Genomic DNA, 19,399 nt, shown 5'->3' with positions numbered 1-19,399 from the left:
AGGCCGTAGCCACGCACAAGAGCTGGTTCTTCTCCGAAAAGAACTCATCTGGACAGCGCATCGACTACCATCTGGCAATCAATGGCGAGCTTCGACTCACACCTGCAGATCAAGCGCGCGTCGCATTGCAAAAGAACTATGAGGCAATGGTTGAGGAAGGACTTTTTCTCAATGATCCGCTACCGTTCTCCGAGTTGATGGCAAGATGCAGCGACCTTGAAGAAGAGATCAACAATCGCGAGCGAACCTAATGTGGCGCTAAAATCGTGATGCAGCGTGTGCCTCATAAGCATCCCCGAATCGCAGTGTTGGCAGTCCTTGAGGTTCTTGCGATTTTTGTACAACGTTTGTACAACAGACCCGGAAATCATGGCATTTTGTGATTTTCTGCCAATCAAAGAATCAATAAGATACGTAGAATCAATACTTACCCTTGGTTCGACTCCCGCCGCCTCCACCATAACTAAATAATCTATTTTCATAGATTTATAATCTAATGCTGGCGCAAAAACACTGTACATCGAACCCGGTTCTCCGTGGGAAAACGGCTACTGCGAATCGTTCAACAGCAAGTTGCGGGATGAGTTCCTCAACGGAGAACTCTTCTACTCGATCAAGGAGCTGCGTTTGCTGGCCGAACGCTGGCGCATCCACTACAACGTGGTTTCATACTGCCCACCTCGCTATGTGTTTGAAAACAGGCTCAGGTGCTTTTCGGAAAGCAGTACTGCGGGTTTACGCGGTTGAACTTGCGCACGGCGTGCGAGAGTCTGAGCGGTCTCGCTCTCCAAGATGTCTCGGCTGATTACCCAGGGACCGTCTGCGAAGGGATGATCGGCGGGGATTTCGCCGCGATCGATGGCCAGTCGCAGCGTACGAGGGCTGATATCGAGATATGCGGCGGCATCGGTCAGGTTGATCCAGGGAGGCTGTTCATCGGGCTTATAGCAGGGGATACGAATGGCTGCGCAATGCGGTTACTCTCTCGCGTGTCCAGCGGTTGCCGCGTCCTTTGAGCTGGCCGTTGCGGTTCAAAACGCTGGCTATGACGTTGCCAAATTGACCGACCTCGATGTCTTTATGAAGCCGTCAAAGCAAAGGGGAAACTTTGACATCGTCTTCGCCCCAACATTGAAGATCGCAAACGTGCCGAACAGCTCCAGGCGGACCTTGCTCACCTTAGCCGTGTGACTACGATGGGCGAACTGACCGTCTCCCTGGCGACGAAATTAAACAGCCAATCGCTGCGACCGTCGCGAATGCGCACGCCTGCATGCAATCGCTTAAGCGCGAAAAGCCGGATTTGGAACTGGCGTGCGAGGCTGCAGACGGTATCGTCGCGGCCGGAATGCGTGCCTGTGACATCATCGATCATTTACGGTCGTTGCACAAGAAGTCTCCTCCAAAACGTGAGTTGGTCGACCTGAACGAGATTGTCCAGGAAATGGTCGCGATGCTGCAGGGCGAGGCCAACCGATATGCAGTTTCGGTGCGTACGGATCTCGCCGCCAATCTTCCCAGGATCACGGCAGACCGTTTGCAACTGCAGCAGGTGCTCATGAACCTCATGCTCAACGGCATTGAGGCGATGAAGGAGACCGGCGGAGCGCTTACGGGTCAAGTCGCAACTGGGTCGGGACGGCCGACTGCTGATCTCAGTCAGCGACACAGGGGTAGGGTTGCCTGCCGAAAGGATGGATCAGATATTCAATGCCTTCTTTACGACCAAACCGTAGGGCTCCAGCATGGGACTAGCGATCAGCCGTTCCATTATCGAGTCGCATGGCGGCCGTGTGTGGGCCACGGCGAACGACGGACGGGGCGCTTACCTTTCATTTCGCTTTGCCCACCGCAGCCGAAGAAGTGAAAGTGCACGCTGCCAATGATGATTCGGTGTCCACCGGACCGCTTCCCGGTGTTACCGAGTGGGGCTCTGGCACGATGTCATGGGCTATTTGGAAGCTAATGCGAGGAGTTGGCCCATGTGTCCCCACGCCTGACACGGCAGCGCATTTCATCAGCCACGAAATTACCTGAATGCAGAACAAAGGCTGGCTGTAGCGCTCATCGGCAAGATACTGTGCTTACTATGCTTGATTGCGCAGATAGCACCGCGAGAACAATCAGTGGAGGACAGTCCGTACGTGTTCCGTAGCCGGAGCATGGTCCGGTGCAGGGTTTACTTGTCACGGCGCAAGACTTTTGAGTGGTGGCAATTTGCATGAGTGGCAACCTCCAAGGTTGATTGTGGTGCCTACAAGGGAATAAGGCTGTGATCGCTGTCACACTCGTTGTTGGTACACCGCTGGCATGGTCGCCATCGAGTCCAGAAAGCAGGCTGCGAGCCCGGCCTTTCGGATCAATTGTTCTATCTAACGCCAGATGCCGTTCGTAAAACGTATACTCGGCAATAACAAACGGAATCGGTCTGCAGCCGTACGCTGGAGAAGCTCCGCAATGCTGGCTGAGTTCTTGCTCAGCTGATCTGGTGTTGCGGAATTCAGTTCCACTGTGCTCTGGTTGCTCCCTGTCTGAGCGCAAGTGACACTCGGAAGATTGGCATCCACTAGGACCGGCCAGCTGCAGAGAAGCTCTCGCTCACTATCGCTGCGGCCTTCTTAGCAAAATCGTAAGTTGCCTTGAGATTGTCGCCGTAGAACCGGACCTTGCCGTTTACATCCCGCTCCAGTAGCACCTTGCCTTGATTGTCGATGAACTGACAATGAATCGTAATTGAGGTGGCGCCTGCGACAGTTGTGACTTGCCGCTTCTTCTCACTTCCCTGCTTGAATCCGCTTACTGTGCCGTGAAAGACGACGAGGTCTGGGACATTGGCGGCATTGCGGTCGCCATCACGGTAAACATGAAGGAAGCTGTCCTTTTTTCCCAGCTGCTGAATCAGGTTCTCATAGAGTGCCACTTGAAATTCCGCTGGCAGCTTTATCTCGTCGGATTGGATCATTTCTACCTTGAGTGCCGACGCCTTTATCTTGTCTCTATCCTTGCCTTGAGCATGCAGGCGAGGACCGGTGAGCGACATCGCAGCGAACAGGCATGAGCAGGTCAGGATCCTGAAGAAGTTTGTCATTGCTTTCCCTCCACGGCGATCTGGTGCGATGAATCGACGCTTGCTTTGGCGGGTGCAGGGATGGTCGTATGCGCCCCCTGTGCAATCAGTTCCTGCTTGAATGATTCTGCAGTGCCCACCGGCATCGTGAAAACCACTCCGTGCAGGCCGCCATTGTCATCACGGTACTTAATCGTAAGGCTATCGATCTTGGAGCGGAGCAGGCTCACAACCCGCCCTGATCCATACGGCCCAAACATACTGAGTGTGCCCAGAGTTCCTCGAATTACTCTCTGACTGTCATCGGCGGTGACCACATCTTCCATCGCCGCAGCCGCAATCTGTGCCTTCGTCCCCGAATGAGCAAAGTACAGCTTTCCATCTTCGATGGTCAGGGTTCCTTCGGTCTTGTCTTTGACTCCTTCAAGACCGATTATTTCTGCGCCTTTTATCGGTGTTTGCTGTGCTGGTGCGGCGGCCGAGGGACGATTACTCTGCGCCTCACTGGGTCGGCTACTCTGCGTTTCGGCTGCCGTCTGGCTCTCGATAGGTAATTCTGAACTGGATCCTTGTATGTCATTAAATGTAATCGTCTTTTCTCCGACGCGGACAAGGTACTGGCGTCCCGTTGCGTCCTGCACCGTCTGTAAGCCGTACGGCGGCGTGTATAACACAACATAGGTCGTATTGCCAACTTTCAAGGAGACGTCATAGCTGACGACGGAATTATTCGAATCCGCATTGCCCTGATGGAGTTGGACTCCGGTAATTGTTCCAACCATAAATTGGGATGTAGCTTGCGAAAGCGCCGAAAAGGCGGCTCCGCAGATCAAAATCACACTCATTGCTTTCAGCATGCGCATCTCCTGTCAGTGGCGCCAAGGAGCGCGATCATGCAGAAGCGATTGATTACAATGATCGCAAGCTCCTCGTCCTCATTTCTAGCCTGTTTGGTGAGGCTCTCCATGTCCAGGCGAATGCGTACCGTGGTTGGGACCGCGATCGGCGGAAAAGTCGTACCTTGAGCCGGAAGGCTCGGAATAACAGCTCGTGCATGCGCCTCCACGTCCTTGCTGGTTAGCGCGCTGTCGACCGCCACACGTTCGAGTTCGCGCACGGGCTCTCGGTTGCCACATTCAGCCGTCACCTCAATTGCTGTCGCCATCGCGTGGACACCTCTCTTTGTTATCACTGAAAGGCACGTAAGAGACCAATTGGAGATTCCAAACCAGGAGAGAGGAAATTCCTTTCCGCAGAGATACTTAAGTAGATCTAACCCTGACGGCCCGGTTACCCAGTTCCACAATTGGGCAGAGGTAGTGTCAAGCATTTAGCAATCGACGCATGTTCTGGCATTTGCCTCCCGCTCCAGGGTCGTTATTCGACACTACAGATGACAAGTGTCGACACTTCAACATGACAGAGCAGACAAGTGGGGAAAAGCCTAGAGCCGACAAGTGGGAACATCCGTTCGTTGAATTCGGCAATTAAGCAGGAATCCCCCTGTTCCCGTACACGAATGCCCGCCTGTATGGAAGCCGTTTTCATCCCATTGAAGTGAGGCTTCTGATCGGCAATATCAATGTTCCCCCTGAGCTTTGGAGAGCTCTGGAGGTGCAAGGCAGCGAACAAGGCGATAGCGCTGCCGGCATCGTTCTCAACGCACTGTCGGAGTACTTCGATAACAGCCGGGACAGGCTCTATCAGGTGTCCACATCGAGTGCGCTGGTTGAGGGAGTTGGCGAGGCGGCTTGGATGTGGGTACGCTCCGCAAATATGGCGACCTCGGGATCGGCACCCTCGAACACCTGGACGGGGAGATGGTCGTTGTGGACGGCGCGTCTTTCAGGTACGGAGCGATGGGTCCGTTCGTGAAGTGGCCGATGACGTTTTGACGCCATATGCGACCGTCGCTCAATTTCGCCCGGACGCTGAAGTCGTTCTGAAGCGCTGCCCGCACTTCGTCAGTCTGACTGAAGCCTTCGATCGCCTGAGGCCAACCGAGAACATGTTCTATTCTCTAAGAGTCAACGGATATTTCGATTACGTCCGCACTCGCACGCTGTGCCGCATGAAACCGGGCACAAAGTTGATTGACGCGGCAGCGATCCAGCCCGAGTTCGAATACCGCAACGTTTATGGCACATTCGTTGGCTTCTGGTCGCCGCAATATGCCAAGACCCTGAGTATTCCGGGATATCACCTGCACTTCCTGAGCGAAGACCACGAGGGCGGCGGGCACCTGCTCGAATGCCGTGGAGCGGAGCTGACACTGCAGCTCCAGCGTGGCACTTGATTCAATCTGGTGCTGCCCGAGACCAGTTCGTTTTTCGACGCGGATCTGCGCCGGGATCCACTCCTCGTAAAGAACCCTTGAAGCACAGGGTGTCGACTACATCTTCGGCATCCCCGGAGCGAAGATCGATAAGGTATTCGACACGCTGGTGGATTCGAAGATCAAGACCGTCGCATGCCGTCACGAGCAAAATGCGGCTTTTATCGCCGCCGGAATCGGACGGATGACCGGCAAGGCAGGTGTTTGCATCGGCACTTCTGGCGCCTGGATGCTCGAACCTTGTGACGGGCCTGGCGACCGCAACCTCTGAAGGTGATCCGATCGTTGCGCTGGGCGGCGCGACAACGGTAGCCAATCGTCTGAGGCGCGTTCACCAGGCTATGGATACGGTCTCGATTATGAAGCCGATCACAAAGTACAGCGCCGAGGTGAGCTCAAGCGACGCCATCTCGGAGGTGGTTGCGGATGCGTTTCGCGCTGCAGAATCTGGGCGGCCTGGGGCTTCTTTTGTTAGCCTGCCGATGGATATCATGGCGGCCACGGCGAGCGGAGAGGTGCTTACGCCGGTAATGCCAGACCAGCTTGGAGCTGATGATCTCTTTATCGATTTGGCTGCAGTTGCTATCAACAGAACGAAGAACCATGTTGTGCCGCTCGGTATGCTCGCCAGTCAGATGGAGACTGCGAATGCGGTCAGGGGCTTCCTGAAGGAACAGCGTGTACCGCAGGGTCATTCTTTGCGTGCGGTACGCAAGTTGACGGATGTTGTGTTGCGCAGCCTGAGGGCCGAGTTCGACGCGCTGTACGCAGTCTCGGGTCGTCCATCGATTGCGCCGGAGTACATTCTGCGGGCTTTGTTGCTGCGGATGTTCTACTCGGTGCGGTCTGAGCGTCTTCTGGTGGAGCAGATCGATTACAACCTGTTGTTCCGCTGGTTTGTTGGCCTGGGCATGGACGATGCGGTGTGGAATCATGCGGTGTTCTCCAAGAATCGCGACCGTCTGTTGACCAGCGACGTGGCGCAGCGATTCTTCGCCGAGGTCAACCGGCAGGCGAAGCGGTTCATGTCCGACGAACACTTCACCGTGGACGGCACTCTGATCCAGGCCTGGGCTTCGCAGAAGAGCTTCCGCTTCAAGGGTGGCTCCGATGAATCGCTCCAACCAGACGCATGAATCGACCACCGATCCGGACGCGCGGTTGTACAAGAAGAGCTATGGGAAGGAGTCGAAGCTGAGCTACCTGGGCCATGCTCTGGTGGAGAACCGCAACGGGTTGATCGCCGCGGCGATGTCTGAGGCAAACCGGCCCGCTCCAGCAGGTCAAGCTGCGCGGCTGGCGAAGGTGGACTGGTTGTTCGTATTCAGTTGCGCCGCGCACAACCTGATCCGACTTCCCAAGCTCATCGCTCAACCACCGCGCAGGCTCGGGGAGCAGTGTGCCTGAACCATGGTTACGGGCATCGGGATAACATCTCCGTTACCCGCAAACCGATGAACACCGGCCAAACAACCGATTCAAAACAGATTTCAACCGGGCAATAATGAAAATCCCCAGGAAATCCGCTGCTGCGCAGCCTATTTCAACAAGTTCCTAGAATTCGCTGAATGTCCCGACGCTAGCTGTGTGCTCCTTAAACCCCGCCTGTCATGTCGGTCGACGGCCATTGGCGGATGTTCGCGGTAATGGATAGATTAGCGCGGTACATCCCGACGACCGAGAGAGAATCTTCGCCGTACAGCAAACCTCAACCGACAGCATTGAACCTCTCGATATGTTGTGGCGTATCGCCGACAGAAACGGCAATTATCGCTGGTTCCATACCCATTCCGAACCCTTTATCGCCTGGTGCCAATCTTAAGCTAAGTCAATTTATTTTAAAAGCGATTATGGACCCGTCGTCCACTTGCTACCCTTTATGATGTCTTGTGGGCGTACATGCTTACGACTCGTCGACATGTGATTGCAGGGCTTAGTTCGATTCTTCTTGACTGCTGTTCGGGCTGTCATCGCACCAATTCGGAACCCGTGACCATTATGTTTATGGATCCGGAGGCGGTGGACGAGCGGCTGCAACGACGTCACTTATCCGAAGAAACTCTGCGGCAGTTCGAGAGTGACACGGGGATCAGGGTGAAACACCTGCCCGCACCCGAAACCTCTGCGGGACAATTGAAGCTCATCCGGGAGCTGCTTGGAGAGAAGGACACACCTGAGGTGTTGGGCATAGACGTCGTTTGGCCTGGACTTCTGGATAATGCACTCCTTGATTTGAAGCCTTTTTTCGGTTCGGAGCTCTCCGCCGCCGAGCCTGATCTAGTTTCAAGCTATACGGTAAAAGGCAGAGTTGTTGCTATTCCTTATCACCCTCATGTTGGTGTGCTTTATTACCGTACCGACTTGTTGACAAAGTATGGTTATCACGTCCCACCTCAAACCTGGTCCGAACTAGAGAAAATGGCTTTCCGCATTCAAAAAGGAGAGCGCGCCGCTGGCGATAAGAATTTTTGGGGATTTGTCTGGCCAGGGTCAGCAGACGAGGGTCTGACTTGTTTGGCTTTGGAATGGCAAGCGTCGGAAGGCGGCGGAAGGATTATCGAGGCTAACCGAACGGTCAGCGTGAACAATGAGAATGCGATACGCGCATGGCAACGTGCCGCGCACTGGATCGGTTGGATATCGCCTCCAATGGTCACCGCATATCAAGAATTGGACACCGTCAATCATTTCGAAGACTCAGGCAAGGCAGCATTTCGGCGTGGCTGGACGTCTGACTCTTTTCTCACCAACCCTTCGAAATCAAATATTTACGGAAAAATGGGTGTGACCAGCGTTCCGTCAGGGAAGATGGGCGTAGGAACGTTAGGCGGGTTTGGTCTTGGAATATCGGAAAGGTCAAAGCACCAGCCAGAAGCTATCGCACTAGTGAAATTCCTCTTGCACAAGGAGGCAGAGCTAGAGGCTGCCAGCGCAAGCGCTGAGCCGCCCTCGGGAATTGCAGTCTACCGCCTGCCAACCGTTCTCAAGACATTCTCGCGATCGACACCGGCCGCCCAGCGTTTAGGTGACGGCATCGCGAGTCGTCCTTCTACGGTGGTAGGTAGGAATTATGAGGACGTCTCACATGCTTATGCCGAGGCAGTGCATTCCGTCCTGACTGGAAAGAATAGTGCTCCCGAAGCTGCTGCTGATCTGGAGACGGAACTCGAACGCATCACCGGTTTCCCCAAAGGCCCCCCGGAACCAATTGAAACGAGCAAATGCTCTGGAAAATGGTGCTGTGGGCTTTTTCAGAAAGCCAGTGGAGGGCGACGCGCTACTGAACCTGATAGGCTCGGTCTGTAGCTAGCTCACGATTCGATCACGCGCGGCCGACTCGACGAAATCACGAGAGTGAGGTACTTCCACCTACCCAGAAAAGTCGCGGATCTGTGCCTTGCTCGAGTACGAGCCCCTCCAACGGACCAGCATTGGGTTTTAGGCAGGGCTCCTCAATTCAGATTGGGAAAGACGCGATGCAGTAGCATTGACGTCAGATCATTATATAAACAAAGGCCCTTGCGAACTGTCTTGCGATGTCTGATAAAAAGAAGGCTTGGGGAGGCTATGCTTAAAACGCGTCGAAACGTGATTGCAGGGCTCGGTTCGATCCTTCTTGACTGCGCTTCTGGCTGCCATCGTGCCAAGCCGGAACCCGTGACCATCATGTTCATGGACCCGGAGTGGTCGCACGACCGGTCGCAACGAAGTTTCTTATCTGAAGGAGTTCTACGGCAATTCGAGAAAGAAACTGGGATTAAGGTGAAACACCTGCCCGCTCCTGAAACATCAGACGGGCAGCTGAAGCTCATCCAGGAACTGCTTGCGGAAAAGGATACGCCAGATGTATTCGGCATAGACATCGTTTGGTCTGGACTGCTGGATGATGGACTCCTTGATTTGAAGCCTTTCTTTAGTGCAGAACTCTCCGCTGCCGGCCCTGACGTAGTTGAAAGCGTTACGGTGCAGAGCAGAGTTATTGCTATTCCTTATCGCCCTCATGTTGGTGTGCTTTTGTACCGTAATGACTTGTTGACAAAGTACGGGTACCACGTCCCACCTCAAACATGGTCTGAGCTAGAGAAGATGGCTTTCCGGATTCAAGAAGGAGAGCGAGCCGCTGGTGAGAAGGGTTTTTGGGGGTTTGTGTGGCCAGGGGCAGCAGACGAGGGTCTGACTTGTTTGGCTTTGGAATGGCAAGCGTCGGAAGGTGGTGGAAGGATTATCGAAGCTAACCGAACGATTAGTGTGAACAATGAGAATGCTATACGTGCATGGCAACGTGCTGCGCGCTGGATCGGTTGGATATCGCCTCCAAGTGTTACTGCGTACGAGGAATGGGACTCCATCAATCATTTCGGAAACTCAGGCAAGGCAGCATTCGGGCGTGGCTGGACGTCTGACTATTTTCTCACCAACCCTGCAAAGTCAATGATTGATGGGGAAATGGGTGTGACAAGCGTCCCGTCGGGAAGTCTAGCCGTGGGAACCCTCGGCGGGTTTGGCCTAGGAATATCGAAAAGGTCGAAGCACCAACGAGAAGCCATCGCGCTGGTGAAATTCCTGTTGCACAAGAAGTCGGAGCTCGAGGCTGCTAGCACAGGTGCTGAGTTGCCCACTGGAACTGCACTCTACCGTCTGCCAACCGTTCTGAAGGCATACTCGCGATCAATACCAGCTGGCCAACCTGTAGGAGAAAGCATTGTGAGTCGTCCTTCTATGGTGGTAGGTAGGAACTATGACGACGTTTCGCGTGCATATGCCCAGGCAGTGCATTCCGTGCTGACGAGAAAGAAGAGCGCTCCCGAAGCTGCCGCCGAGTTGGAGACGGAACTCGAGCGCATCACCGGTTTCCCCAAAGGCCTCCCGGAAGCAACCGAGTATATCCCACGTAAATAGCACCACATAGTGGCTGTGGGGTGCGGCTCTCTTATTATTGGTTGAGATGGATTGCAGGAACGAACATCCCATTAAGGCTTCAGCTATGGACGACGTAAAGAAGCCAAAAGATGGCGCATCGCCGTCGGGCAAAGCGGCGCGGATGATCGCACTCATTTCGAGTGTTGACATCAATAGCCGCCTGACGTTCGGTTTTGTCCTGATCATCGCGTTGATGTCGGTGGGTATAGGCATCCTGTTTTGGCAGTCGCGCGTGATGCGCACTCAAGCAAACCGTCTGAAGGAAATGGATGAGCAGTTCATGGAAGTCCAGCGCGTCCGCGTACTTGTTCTGTCGTTCCACGAAAAATCAGAACAATTAGTCAAAGCTCGAGATCTGGCACGGTTGCAGCAGGAGGCGCCTACCTTGCGCAACCAGCTGAACGATAGCTTGAGACAGACCAAAACACTGTTCCGAGGAGTCCACCTGAACAACATTCTCGATCCCACCGTCTTACCAACACTGGAGGTGATTCAGGGTTCACTACCTTCGCAAGTCGATTCGCTTACTTCTCTCGCCTCAATAGGAGACTGGGAGGGCCTGCGTCGGCGGTTAGAACAACCGCTCGAAGCTCTGGATAGCCTGAGTGCTGAACTAGTGGATACGGTCAGTCGAGACCTACAGGACAAACGTTCAGAAGCCGCTCGCCAAATTGAGCGCGCGCAGATTCGAACGCTGTTCATCCTGACTGCCGTGGGTGGCCTAACAATAGTCATCGCGGCTCTTCTGGGATTGGGTATCACTCAGAGCATCACTCGCCCCCTGAGATCCTTGGTTGACGCAGCCTCCGCTCTCGCAAAGGGCGAATTTGGTCAGCAGCTATCTGTGCAAGGCCGTGACGAACTCGCTCATCTCTCACGAGTGTTCAACCAAACAACTATTAAGCTTCAGCAGCTCTATGAAAACCTCCGGCGGAGTGAACAAGAGCTTCGGACCATCCTTGAGATAATGCCCGCGTATGTTGGGACCTCTCTACCTGACGGAACAGTTGATTTTCTGAGCGAGAGTTGGCTGAATTACTCCGGCCTTAGCAGAGAACAGGGCCTTGGCTGGGGCTGGGGGGGTACGATTCATCCCGAACACGTGGATCGAGTATTGGGCAATTGGCAGGCGGCATTAGCAACCGGAAAACCTGTCGAACAGGAGCTACGCTGCCGGAGCGCAGATGGAACCTATCACTGGTTCCTGAATCGCAGTTTACCTCTGCGTGATGAAGGAGGAAATGTCGTCAAGTGGTACGGGATCCTCTTCGACATCGACGCATTGAAGGAGACTGAAAACGCTCTTCAAACGCGAGAGCATCAGTTGCTTGGCATTATCGAAACCATTCCTTCAAAGCTCTGGTCAACCTCACCGGCCGGAGAACCAACTCATCTCTCTAAAAGATTCCTTGAATATTTGGGGGCTCCCTTCGAAGAAATCGTTAATCGCGGGTGGGAGAGCTTCATTCATGCCGATGATCGCGAGGAGACCGCGAAGGCATTCTTCCGGGCAATCGACACTGGAGAATCATACAGCGCAATACACCGCTTGCGACGCGCAGATGGAGAGTACCGATGGCATCACAATATGGGTGAACCTTTGCGAGATCCTCAGGGCAAGATCATTCAGTGGTATGGCCTCTCGGTTGACATCGATGCGCGGAAACGGGCAGAGGACTATCTTCGGGATACGCGCATCAAGCTCAACAGAGCGTCGAAAATCGCAACCGTAGCTGAGCTCTCAGCATCGATCGCTCATGAACTCAATCAGCCGCTTATGGCTGTGCTTGGAAATGCTCAAGCCGCCAGGCGTTGGTTGGCAGCCAATCCGCCCAATTTAACTGAAACAAACGCCTCGATTGAGCGAATATTGAGAGATATTCGCTCGGCTGATGAGACGATGCAGCACATTCGAGCACTTTTCAAACGCGAGTCCTTTGAAAAGAGGGAGGCAAACATCCCAGACATAATTGGGGAGGCTGTTCGTTTAGTGCATGAGGATCCAAACAAACGCAACGTGCCAATTGATCGAGGTTTAGATGATGACCTCCCCAAAGTCTCTGTAGACCCGATACAAATCCAACAGGTATTCATCAATTTGATCTCGAATGCCATCGAAGCGATGGAGGATACTAGAACCCTTCCGCTGGTTAGGATTCGTCCAGCCATAACAGATCAGAACGAGATGCTCATACAAGTGATTGACAACGGTCCCGGAGTGGATGATACGGAAAGGATTTTCGACACTTTTATGACGACGAAAGAAAAAGGTATGGGGATGGGTTTGGCTGTATCACGCTCGATCGTCGAAGCGCATGGCGGGCGGCTTTGGGCCGAGAATAACCGGAACGGCGGCGCGACATTCAGCGTCGCCCTACCACTTTCTTCGGTCATTAAAGATCCAGTTGCGGACTGATTGCTGCTGAATGCTCAACTTCCCACCCTGAGCGTACGATTCTACATTCGGTATCGTGCCCCCGAATAGTGTCACCGCGAGACGTTCTGATCGGCACCGAATCACGTCCCGGAGCGTGCTCTTTCACTACCTCGGCTGCCGTGGGTAAAGTGAAATGAAACGCAGCGCCCCGTCCGTCGTTCGCTGTGACCCACAGACGGCCGCCATGCGATTCGATGATGGACCGGCTGATCGCCAGCCCCATTCCGGAGCCTTGCGCTTTGGTCGTAAAGAAGGCATCGAAGATCTGATCTGCTTTTTCGACGGGCAACCCTGGGCCAGTGTCGCTGACGGAGATCAGCAGTCGGCCGTCGTGGTCCAGTTGTGACTTGACCGTAAGTACTCCGCGGGTCTCCCTCATCGCCTCGATGCCATTGAGCATGAGGTTCATGAGCACCTGCTGCAGTTGCACAGGGTCTGCCTTGGGGTTCGGAAGGTTGGCCGCGAGATCCGTGCACATCGAAACCGCATACCGGTTGGCCTCGCCCCGCAGCAACACAACCATTTCGCGGACAATCTCGTTCACGTCGACCAACTCACGTTGTGGAGGAGACTTGCTGTACAAGGACCGTAAGCGATCGATGATGTCACTGGCGCGCATTCCCGCCTTGACCATACCGTCTGCTGCCTCGCACGCCAGTTCCAAATCCGGCTGTTCGCGCCTAAGCGATTGCAGGCAGGCGTGCGCATTCGCGACCGCCGCAGCGATCGGCTGTTTAATTTCGTGCGCCAGTGAGACGGTCAGTTCGCCCATCGTCGTCACGCGGCTAAGGTGAGCAAGGTCCGCCTGTAGCTGTTCGGCTCGTTTGCGATCTTCAATGTCGGTCTTGGTCCCGTACCACTTGAGGATCTTGCCTCCCCCATCCCGCAGCGGTACGGCGCGGACCAGGAACCACCGATATTCCCCATCCGCCCGGCGGTAGCGCGCCTCACTTTCGAAGGGCTCGCCGCTCGCCACCGAGGCCTGCCACTTCTCTGCGTGTCGCTTCACGTCGTGGGGGTGAACGGCTGCTTCCCAGCCTGAGCCAGCTCCTTTCTTGAGGGAGAGACCCGAATATTCCTCCCAATGGTGATTGGAAAAGTCCACCCAGCCATTCGGTAGGGCGGTCCACGCAATCGTCGGAATGGTTTCTAGAAGAACCTGTTCAAAGGCAAGTGCACACTGAGGAACCCCAGGAGCATGCTTGAGTAGCATCACCCGCTTACCCTTTTCCAAAGTAGCGAGCCGCGCGAGCTCTTCCTTCTTGTCGAGAAGAAGCTGCGCAGCACGCCCGATGATTCTGGAACGATCGCTGAATGGTCTGGCTGACCAAAGATGAAATGCCTTGTCCGCGTTGTCCAAGGCATTCAGCATCTCTTCGTCGGTGTGTTCACTAAAGGTCTTGAGTACTTCTCCGGTCGCTGGATACATAGTGCGATATGGCACGATTAAACTCCTTTGTTGATTCACGTCCGAGCCGAACACAACCTGACTCTTCACGGTGCGTGCCGTCCGGAAACACAATGCAGAATCGGCCCGAAGTTCATTTCTCCAGACACAGAACAGAACAGCGTGATATTAGCAATCAACTCGCTAGCGAAGGAACTACATATTCCCACTAGCACCCGCAGCAACGAGCTCCGCAACTGAGATCACGAACTGATTGCGCTAGCTCATTCAAGCAGGCTGACGCAGCCCTGCTTATGAGATTTCTTGGAGTTCCCGTGGCAGATTTCGATCAAGGCCGAACAACTACGTGCGAGCAGGGGATGTTCGCGCCGATTTCGGCAGCGGTAGCTTCAATGCAAGTCTTGCGCCGAAATCCGGGTTGTTCTCCGCCACGCAACGGGAGCTGACCAATCGCGAGATCGCACAACGCGAAGAGCTATACTCCGAGTTTATCCGCCAACGAACCTCGTGCTACGCCAAAAGCGCTTTCGCAAAACCTGGATAACCTCGATGAAATCGTCGCAATGTACGCGCTGGTCAACCAAATCAGGCTGTTCGCATCGGACATCGTTCTTGAAGCCACATGTAGACCCGCTCGACTTCGCTCTCCAATGTCGATAGAGTTGCGAAAGGTGTACGCCCACGCTACTTGGGGAGAACCTAATCTGTTCGGGCGCATCGATCGACTGCGGCAGTCGGTCAGCAAACTGATTTGAGAAGATCTACAAGCGCATCTCCGTCTACCGGCTTCTGAAAGAAGCCAACTGCGCCTCTTTCAAGATAGAAAGCCTCTGAGTTTTCGGAAGGTTTCCCTGTAATGATGACCACATGGACTGAGCTATGAGTACTCTTCACATGATGTAGCAGACCTAGCCCGCTCATCTTTCGCATTTCAACATCGGTAATAATGCAGGACATTCTGGAGAGAGCGTCCGCGTCGAGAAATTGTTCAGCTGAGCAGTAGCCTTCAGCCCTATACCCGCATGACGCGAGGAGGTTGACAAGCGACTCGAGAACACGGAGATCATCGTCAATAACCGCGATCGTGCGAGCTTGCACGCCCATCTCAACCTCCGCGCCTTTAAACCAAGGAACTACAAGAGTATGATGCCCACCAGCCATGCTATGGCGGGCCAGTGGTCTCAAGATTTAGCTTTCCGGCAAGCTTGACTAGAGTCGCGAAGGAATCAGCTTCCATCTTTCGCATGATATGTCCGCGGTGTATTTGCACTGTGTATTCGGTGATCCCCAACTCTCCAGCAGCTTGCTTGTTCAGCAAGCCCTTTACCAAGAGAGGTAGCACCTGTTGTTCCCTAGGCGTTAATGATTGATATCTAGCAAGCAGCTGTGAGCGTTCAAACGCCTCCTTGCGGTAGACCCTATCCAGATTCAGAGCTCGTTCGACGCAAGCAAGCAATGCAACCTCGTCGACCGGTTTTGCAAGAAAATCGATCGCCCCCCCTTTCATTGCAGTTACCGTAGAGGGTATGTCCCCGCGCCCTGTGATGAAGATCACGGGGGTAGTTTCGGAAGCAACAAGTTTTTGGACTTCTAAACCATTCATACCCGGCATCCTCAGGTCGAGAACCAAACATGCACAGGCGTCCTGACGCTCGAACTCAAGAAACTCTTGTCCTGAGGTGAATATCCGCATTTCCTTGCCGTTTGCGCGCAAGAGATTGGAAAGAGCTTCTCCGACACTCGGATCGTCATCGACAATGTACACCATCTCGTTCATCGGTCCCATATAAACCTCCTGGGGATATAGGCATCACATGACCTGGCCGGCCGCCTTTTCTTCATAACGGCAGCAACCGACAGCACCCGCATGCACTGAAAGCACACCGATGTCGTCATTATATTGGGTCAGCGCCCACAGTGGTCTTTTGGAGCAATACTCACGCCCTACATAAATATGTAATAGCCAGCCGCCTCCATCCTCAATTAAGGAACCGCACCATCCCGAAAGCTCCCGGAAACGATCATTCGGTTTTTAGATTGCCATTCCTCGCCGTCGTTCCAGTCCTTTTCAGGTGTCTTCAAGTCCATGTAAAAGCGTAATTTCGATGCTCCCCGGGCGAAGCGGATGGAGATGACCACCATGAACGCAAGTTCGATCCAAAGCGAGGATTCCTCTGTCGGCAGAAGTGAGAGATTTCCGACGCGCCGTTGGTTAAGCGCCCATCGTTACCACGGTTCAGATCTCACGAGAGTACGGCGAAAGCGAAGGAGGTTAACGCCACCCTAAAGATCATGCCCTGATGCTAACGAGGCGCCGCTTCGAAGACCATTACATCTTCCTGTAGTCAGGATGTAGTCGTTCCGCGAGGGCAATTAGATATTTTCTAAAACGCCGTCACGACCAAGGCGTATGGGTAAAGTGAGGCGAAAACAAGCCCCGCCGACGCTTCGGTTGCTGACGGTGAGCGTACCTCTATGCGCTTCTGCGATTGTGCGACTGATCGCAAACCGATACCCAAACCACCCTTCTTGCTGGTGAAGAAGGGTTCGAAGATATTACGGGATATGGCTGGAGGTTCATTACATGTTTCTGGTATACCGTGCGCTGTTCGCCTACCCCATGCGATCCCAAACAACATAAAGATGTAATGGCTTATAGTTCATGCGTTTCGTAAGCTACTGACGGTGGGCACAGGAATTACAGGAGCAGCATTGAGATTGCCGCTGGACGTCATGTGTTTCCAGTAACCACACTTTGCAAGATTTCCAGGCCAAGAGCCGTCGTTGCAGTAGCTCGGGAGTCTTAAATGAGGAGTTTCCACGATGCAGGATAATCCCACATTGACCCCTGAACAAATCGACCGCATTCGATCATTCGCCCAGCTACGTCCGGTGCAACACGGCGAGGTGCTCTACGAACCCTCACAGCCCGATGTACCTCTCTTTATTGTTCTCGCGGGCACTGTTTCGACCAGCCGGACAGGAGAGGACGACAAAATCCTTGCTATTCGTGAAAAGGGACAGTTCACGGGCGAGATGTCGATCATTTCAGGGAAGCGCTCTCTTTTTAAAGCACGTGTCACGGGTGAAGGTACAGTCCTTCAACTAAGCCGGGATAAGGTCCTCTCTCTTATGGCCAAGGACACCGAGCTAGGGGACATCTTCATGGAGGCATTCGTCGCTCGCCGGTCGCTAATGATCCAACTCGGCGAAGGCAACGTGGTGCTCTTTGGCACCAAGAGCTCCGCCCCGACGCTTGCGCTCAGAGAGTTTCTAACCCGCAATGCCCATCCATTCACCTACGTAGACATCAACACGGATTCATTCGCCACGGAACTCATGGATAAGCTTGAGGTGCGCAAAAGTGAGATTCCTGTCGTTTATTGCAACAATCGCTACGTCCTGAGAAATCCCTCGATCGTGGAGTTAGCCTCTTGTCTCGATCTCAACATCGATACCAATTCTGACAAGAGTGTCCGAGACGTCTTGGTGATCGGTGCCGGCCCAGCCGGCTTGGCCTCAGCCGTTTACGCTGCATCCGAAGGACTGAAAACACTCGTCATCGAAAAATCCGCTCCAGGCGGGCAAGCTGGATCGAGCTCCAAGATCGAAAACTATCTTGGCTTTCCGACTGGTCTCTCAGGGCAGGAACTCGCTAACCGATCGATAGCGCAGGCGCAAAAGTTCGGAGCACAGTTGATGGTTGCGCAGTCTGTCGTGCACATCGATTCCAGCCGTCGGCCCTACAAAGTCATCTTGGAATCAGGGTTGAAGTTCAATGCCTGCACTATCGTCATAGCGACCGGAGCTCAGTACGCACGGTTGCCGGTAGAGGATGCAGAGGCGTTTGCGGGACGTGGCATCTACTACAACGCGACCCACATGGAAGCACAACTTTGTGATTCAGAAGAAGTCGTCGTGGTTGGCGGCGGAAATTCCGCTGGCCAAGCGGCGGTCTTTCTCGCGCAAACATCCGCAAAGGTTCACCTGCTGATCCGATCGAGAAAGCTATCAGAGTCGATGTCTCAATACCTCATCGGAAGGATCGAAGCCCATCCAAGGATTGAGATCCATTATCTCACTCAAGTGGTCGGCCTCATCGGCTCTTCCCATCTGGAGGTCGTGGAGTGGCGTGATGATTCACTTGAAGTAAATGTGACCAGGCCGATTCGACACATCTTTGTTATGGCAGGTGCAGCTCCCCGCACGGATTGGTTGGAAGACTCCTTTGTGCTGGACAAGAAAGGCTTCATTGTCACTGGGCCGGACCTCACGGACCGGGGAGACTGGCAATGGCCATTACAACGTGCGCCACACTTCCTGGAAACCAGTGTCCCGGGAATCTTTGCGGTAGGTGATGCACGTGCGGGTAGCGTCAAACGGGTCGCCTCGGCGGTTGGTGAGGGTGCGATGGCTGTTCATCTCGTCCACAGATATCTCACGGAATGCGCGAAGCAGAGCATCGCAGAGCCGATCAATCGCCGCGTTGAGAAGCCGACAGAACTCGAGAGGCACCGTGCGCCGACTCAATGAATCGTTAGAGTTCGTCGGCAAAGTCGGCCACTTCAGCCTTCGAGTTCACATCGACTCAGTCCGGCCGCTGCTTGAGTCCGCTCAGCTGTGTCGCCAACACGCTTGAAGTCGGCAACAAGTTGCTTGCGCTTATCTCGTTTCCGGGTTTGCGCTTGGAGCCGTGATGGCGCTCCACACGCGGAATACTCTTGTGACCTTTGGAGCGGCGGCAATGATCCCGCCGTCCAGGCGGTGTCATTTTTCGTTGAAATTGGACCGCTCGTCGCTGGCTTGCTCCTAGTCTAGCCGGAAGAGTTGGATCCGGCATTGGCGCTGTGCTTGCCAACATGAGAGCGTCCGGACAGATCGATGCGATCGAATCATTGTCGATCGATTCCTCCAAGTTCCTTGTGGTCCCGCGAGTTCTTGCTTGCGTGATCGCCTTACCCCTGCTGACGTTGTTCATGGATTTCGCGGGACTGCTGGGAGGCTTCCTTTCAGAGGTGCTATCGTCGCACATCTCGCCGGAACTCTATATCAACCGGGCATTCGACAATCTTCAGTGGTCGAACTTCATAGCGCCTACGCTGAAAACTGCAGTTTTCGGCTTCATCATCGGGTCCAATTGGCACGCTCATACAATCGCGCACAACTCGTGCGCGCCTACTTGGCGACCCGATTCCCTTTCGCAACAAACCATCTTGGAGTAATGCCGCTCGG

General features: G+C 54.1%; 16 protein-coding genes and 4 pseudogenes. 12 read left to right on the top strand and 8 right to left on the bottom strand.

All coding sequences use genetic code 11. From position 1 onward, the window contains the following. Positions 1-251, top strand: a pseudogene (locus tag Q363_RS42915) (nucleotidyl transferase AbiEii/AbiGii toxin family protein); the annotation flags it as partial. Positions 252-501: 250 nt separating this feature from the next. After that, positions 502-747: pseudogene (locus Q363_RS38525) on the top strand (integrase core domain-containing protein); the annotation flags it as partial. Here the strand turns inward: Q363_RS38525 and Q363_RS46465 are convergent. Continuing rightward, the gene (locus Q363_RS46465) at positions 684-914 is read right to left on the bottom strand and encodes a helix-turn-helix domain-containing protein (RefSeq protein ID WP_425387710.1); all 231 of its coding nucleotides are present in this window, start codon (positions 912-914) and stop codon (positions 684-686) included. The pseudogene Q363_RS38525 and the gene Q363_RS46465 sit on opposite strands and share 64 nt — an antisense overlap. 359 nt (positions 915-1,273) lie before the next feature. Between Q363_RS46465 and Q363_RS46460 the strand changes: the two genes are divergently transcribed. After that, positions 1,274-1,867, top strand: coding sequence for a sensor histidine kinase (locus Q363_RS46460; RefSeq protein WP_035353361.1), 594 nt, complete (start codon positions 1,274-1,276; stop codon positions 1,865-1,867). A 699-nt stretch (positions 1,868-2,566) separates the two neighbouring features. On the opposite strand, the gene Q363_RS18900 is transcribed toward Q363_RS46460, so the two are convergent. The 3 genes from Q363_RS18900 to Q363_RS18890 are packed head-to-tail and all read right to left on the bottom strand — an operon-like array spanning position 2,567 to position 4,232. Further along, positions 2,567-3,088, bottom strand: coding sequence for a hypothetical protein (locus Q363_RS18900; protein WP_035353358.1), 522 nt, complete (start codon positions 3,086-3,088; stop codon positions 2,567-2,569). Then, complete coding sequence (locus tag Q363_RS18895; protein ID WP_035353355.1) at positions 3,085-3,924, bottom strand: hypothetical protein; 840 nt, start codon at positions 3,922-3,924, stop codon at positions 3,085-3,087. The genes Q363_RS18900 and Q363_RS18895 overlap by 4 nt, the downstream gene beginning before the upstream one ends. Next, positions 3,918-4,232 carry a hypothetical protein gene (locus Q363_RS18890; protein ID WP_035353352.1) on the bottom strand — a complete coding sequence of 105 codons (315 nt, stop codon included), beginning with the start codon at positions 4,230-4,232 and terminating at the stop codon, positions 3,918-3,920. Before Q363_RS18890 ends, Q363_RS18895 begins: the two co-directional genes overlap by 7 nt. Before the next feature lie 592 nt (positions 4,233-4,824). Between Q363_RS18890 and Q363_RS42120 the strand changes: the two are divergent. The 7 genes and pseudogenes from Q363_RS42120 to Q363_RS18865 all read left to right on the top strand — a co-directional run bounded on the left by Q363_RS42120 (position 4,825) and on the right by Q363_RS18865 (position 12,738). Then, positions 4,825-5,363, top strand: a pseudogene (locus Q363_RS42120) (acetolactate decarboxylase). Between the two features lie 100 nt (positions 5,364-5,463). Continuing rightward, positions 5,464-5,673 (top strand): thiamine pyrophosphate-binding protein, encoded by a 210-nt coding sequence (locus tag Q363_RS44330; RefSeq protein WP_084080529.1) that lies wholly within the window; start codon positions 5,464-5,466, stop codon positions 5,671-5,673. 349 nt (positions 5,674-6,022) lie between these two features. Beyond that, positions 6,023-6,653 (top strand): annotated as a pseudogene (locus Q363_RS44320) (IS5 family transposase); the annotation flags it as partial. Between the two features lie 403 nt (positions 6,654-7,056). Further along, positions 7,057-7,224, top strand: a complete 168-nt coding sequence (locus Q363_RS46455; protein WP_084080528.1) for a PAS domain-containing protein — start codon at positions 7,057-7,059, stop codon at positions 7,222-7,224. A gap of 176 nt (positions 7,225-7,400) precedes the next feature. Then, positions 7,401-8,708, top strand: coding sequence for an extracellular solute-binding protein (locus tag Q363_RS18875; RefSeq protein ID WP_051978987.1), 1,308 nt, complete (start codon positions 7,401-7,403; stop codon positions 8,706-8,708). Positions 8,709-8,969: 261 nt separating this feature from the next. Next, complete coding sequence (locus Q363_RS18870) at positions 8,970-10,301, top strand: extracellular solute-binding protein (protein WP_051978986.1); 1,332 nt, start codon at positions 8,970-8,972, stop codon at positions 10,299-10,301. 85 nt (positions 10,302-10,386) lie between these two features. Then, positions 10,387-12,738, top strand: coding sequence for a PAS domain-containing protein (locus Q363_RS18865; RefSeq protein ID WP_051978985.1), 2,352 nt, complete (start codon positions 10,387-10,389; stop codon positions 12,736-12,738). Here Q363_RS18865 and Q363_RS18860 read toward each other — a convergent pair. The 4 genes from Q363_RS18860 to Q363_RS42910 all read right to left on the bottom strand — a co-directional run bounded on the left by Q363_RS18860 (position 12,716) and on the right by Q363_RS42910 (position 16,309). Continuing rightward, positions 12,716-14,203 (bottom strand): PAS domain-containing sensor histidine kinase, encoded by a 1,488-nt coding sequence (locus Q363_RS18860; protein ID WP_157467134.1) that lies wholly within the window; start codon positions 14,201-14,203, stop codon positions 12,716-12,718. The genes Q363_RS18865 and Q363_RS18860 overlap by 23 nt on opposite strands. A gap of 702 nt (positions 14,204-14,905) precedes the next feature. Then, a complete protein-coding gene (locus tag Q363_RS18855) occupies positions 14,906-15,271 on the bottom strand; it encodes a response regulator transcription factor (RefSeq protein ID WP_035353381.1) in 366 nt (121 codons plus the stop codon). A gap of 58 nt (positions 15,272-15,329) precedes the next feature. Beyond that, the gene (locus Q363_RS18850; RefSeq protein ID WP_035353349.1) at positions 15,330-15,953 is read right to left on the bottom strand and encodes a response regulator transcription factor; all 624 of its coding nucleotides are present in this window, start codon (positions 15,951-15,953) and stop codon (positions 15,330-15,332) included. Between the two features lie 197 nt (positions 15,954-16,150). Beyond that, positions 16,151-16,309: a hypothetical protein gene (locus Q363_RS42910; protein ID WP_211256246.1), complete on the bottom strand. Its 159-nt coding sequence runs from the start codon at positions 16,307-16,309 to the stop codon at positions 16,151-16,153. 681 nt (positions 16,310-16,990) lie between these two features. On the opposite strand from Q363_RS42910, the gene Q363_RS18845 reads away from it, so the two are divergent. Both Q363_RS18845 and Q363_RS44315 read left to right on the top strand, forming a co-directional pair. Then, a complete protein-coding gene (locus Q363_RS18845) occupies positions 16,991-18,700 on the top strand; it encodes an FAD-dependent oxidoreductase (protein WP_084080525.1) in 1,710 nt (569 codons plus the stop codon). Between the two features lie 326 nt (positions 18,701-19,026). Continuing rightward, positions 19,027-19,389, top strand: coding sequence for an ABC transporter permease (locus Q363_RS44315; protein WP_245632317.1), 363 nt, complete (start codon positions 19,027-19,029; stop codon positions 19,387-19,389). Positions 19,390-19,399: the final 10 nt, after the last annotated feature.

This window comes from Edaphobacter aggregans DSM 19364, from assembly GCF_000745965.1.
GTDB classification, from domain to species: Bacteria; Acidobacteriota; Terriglobia; order Terriglobales; family Acidobacteriaceae; genus Edaphobacter; species Edaphobacter aggregans.
The sequence above is the reverse complement of the archived record's forward strand: the minus strand, read 5'-3'. Positions and strand labels throughout refer to the sequence as shown.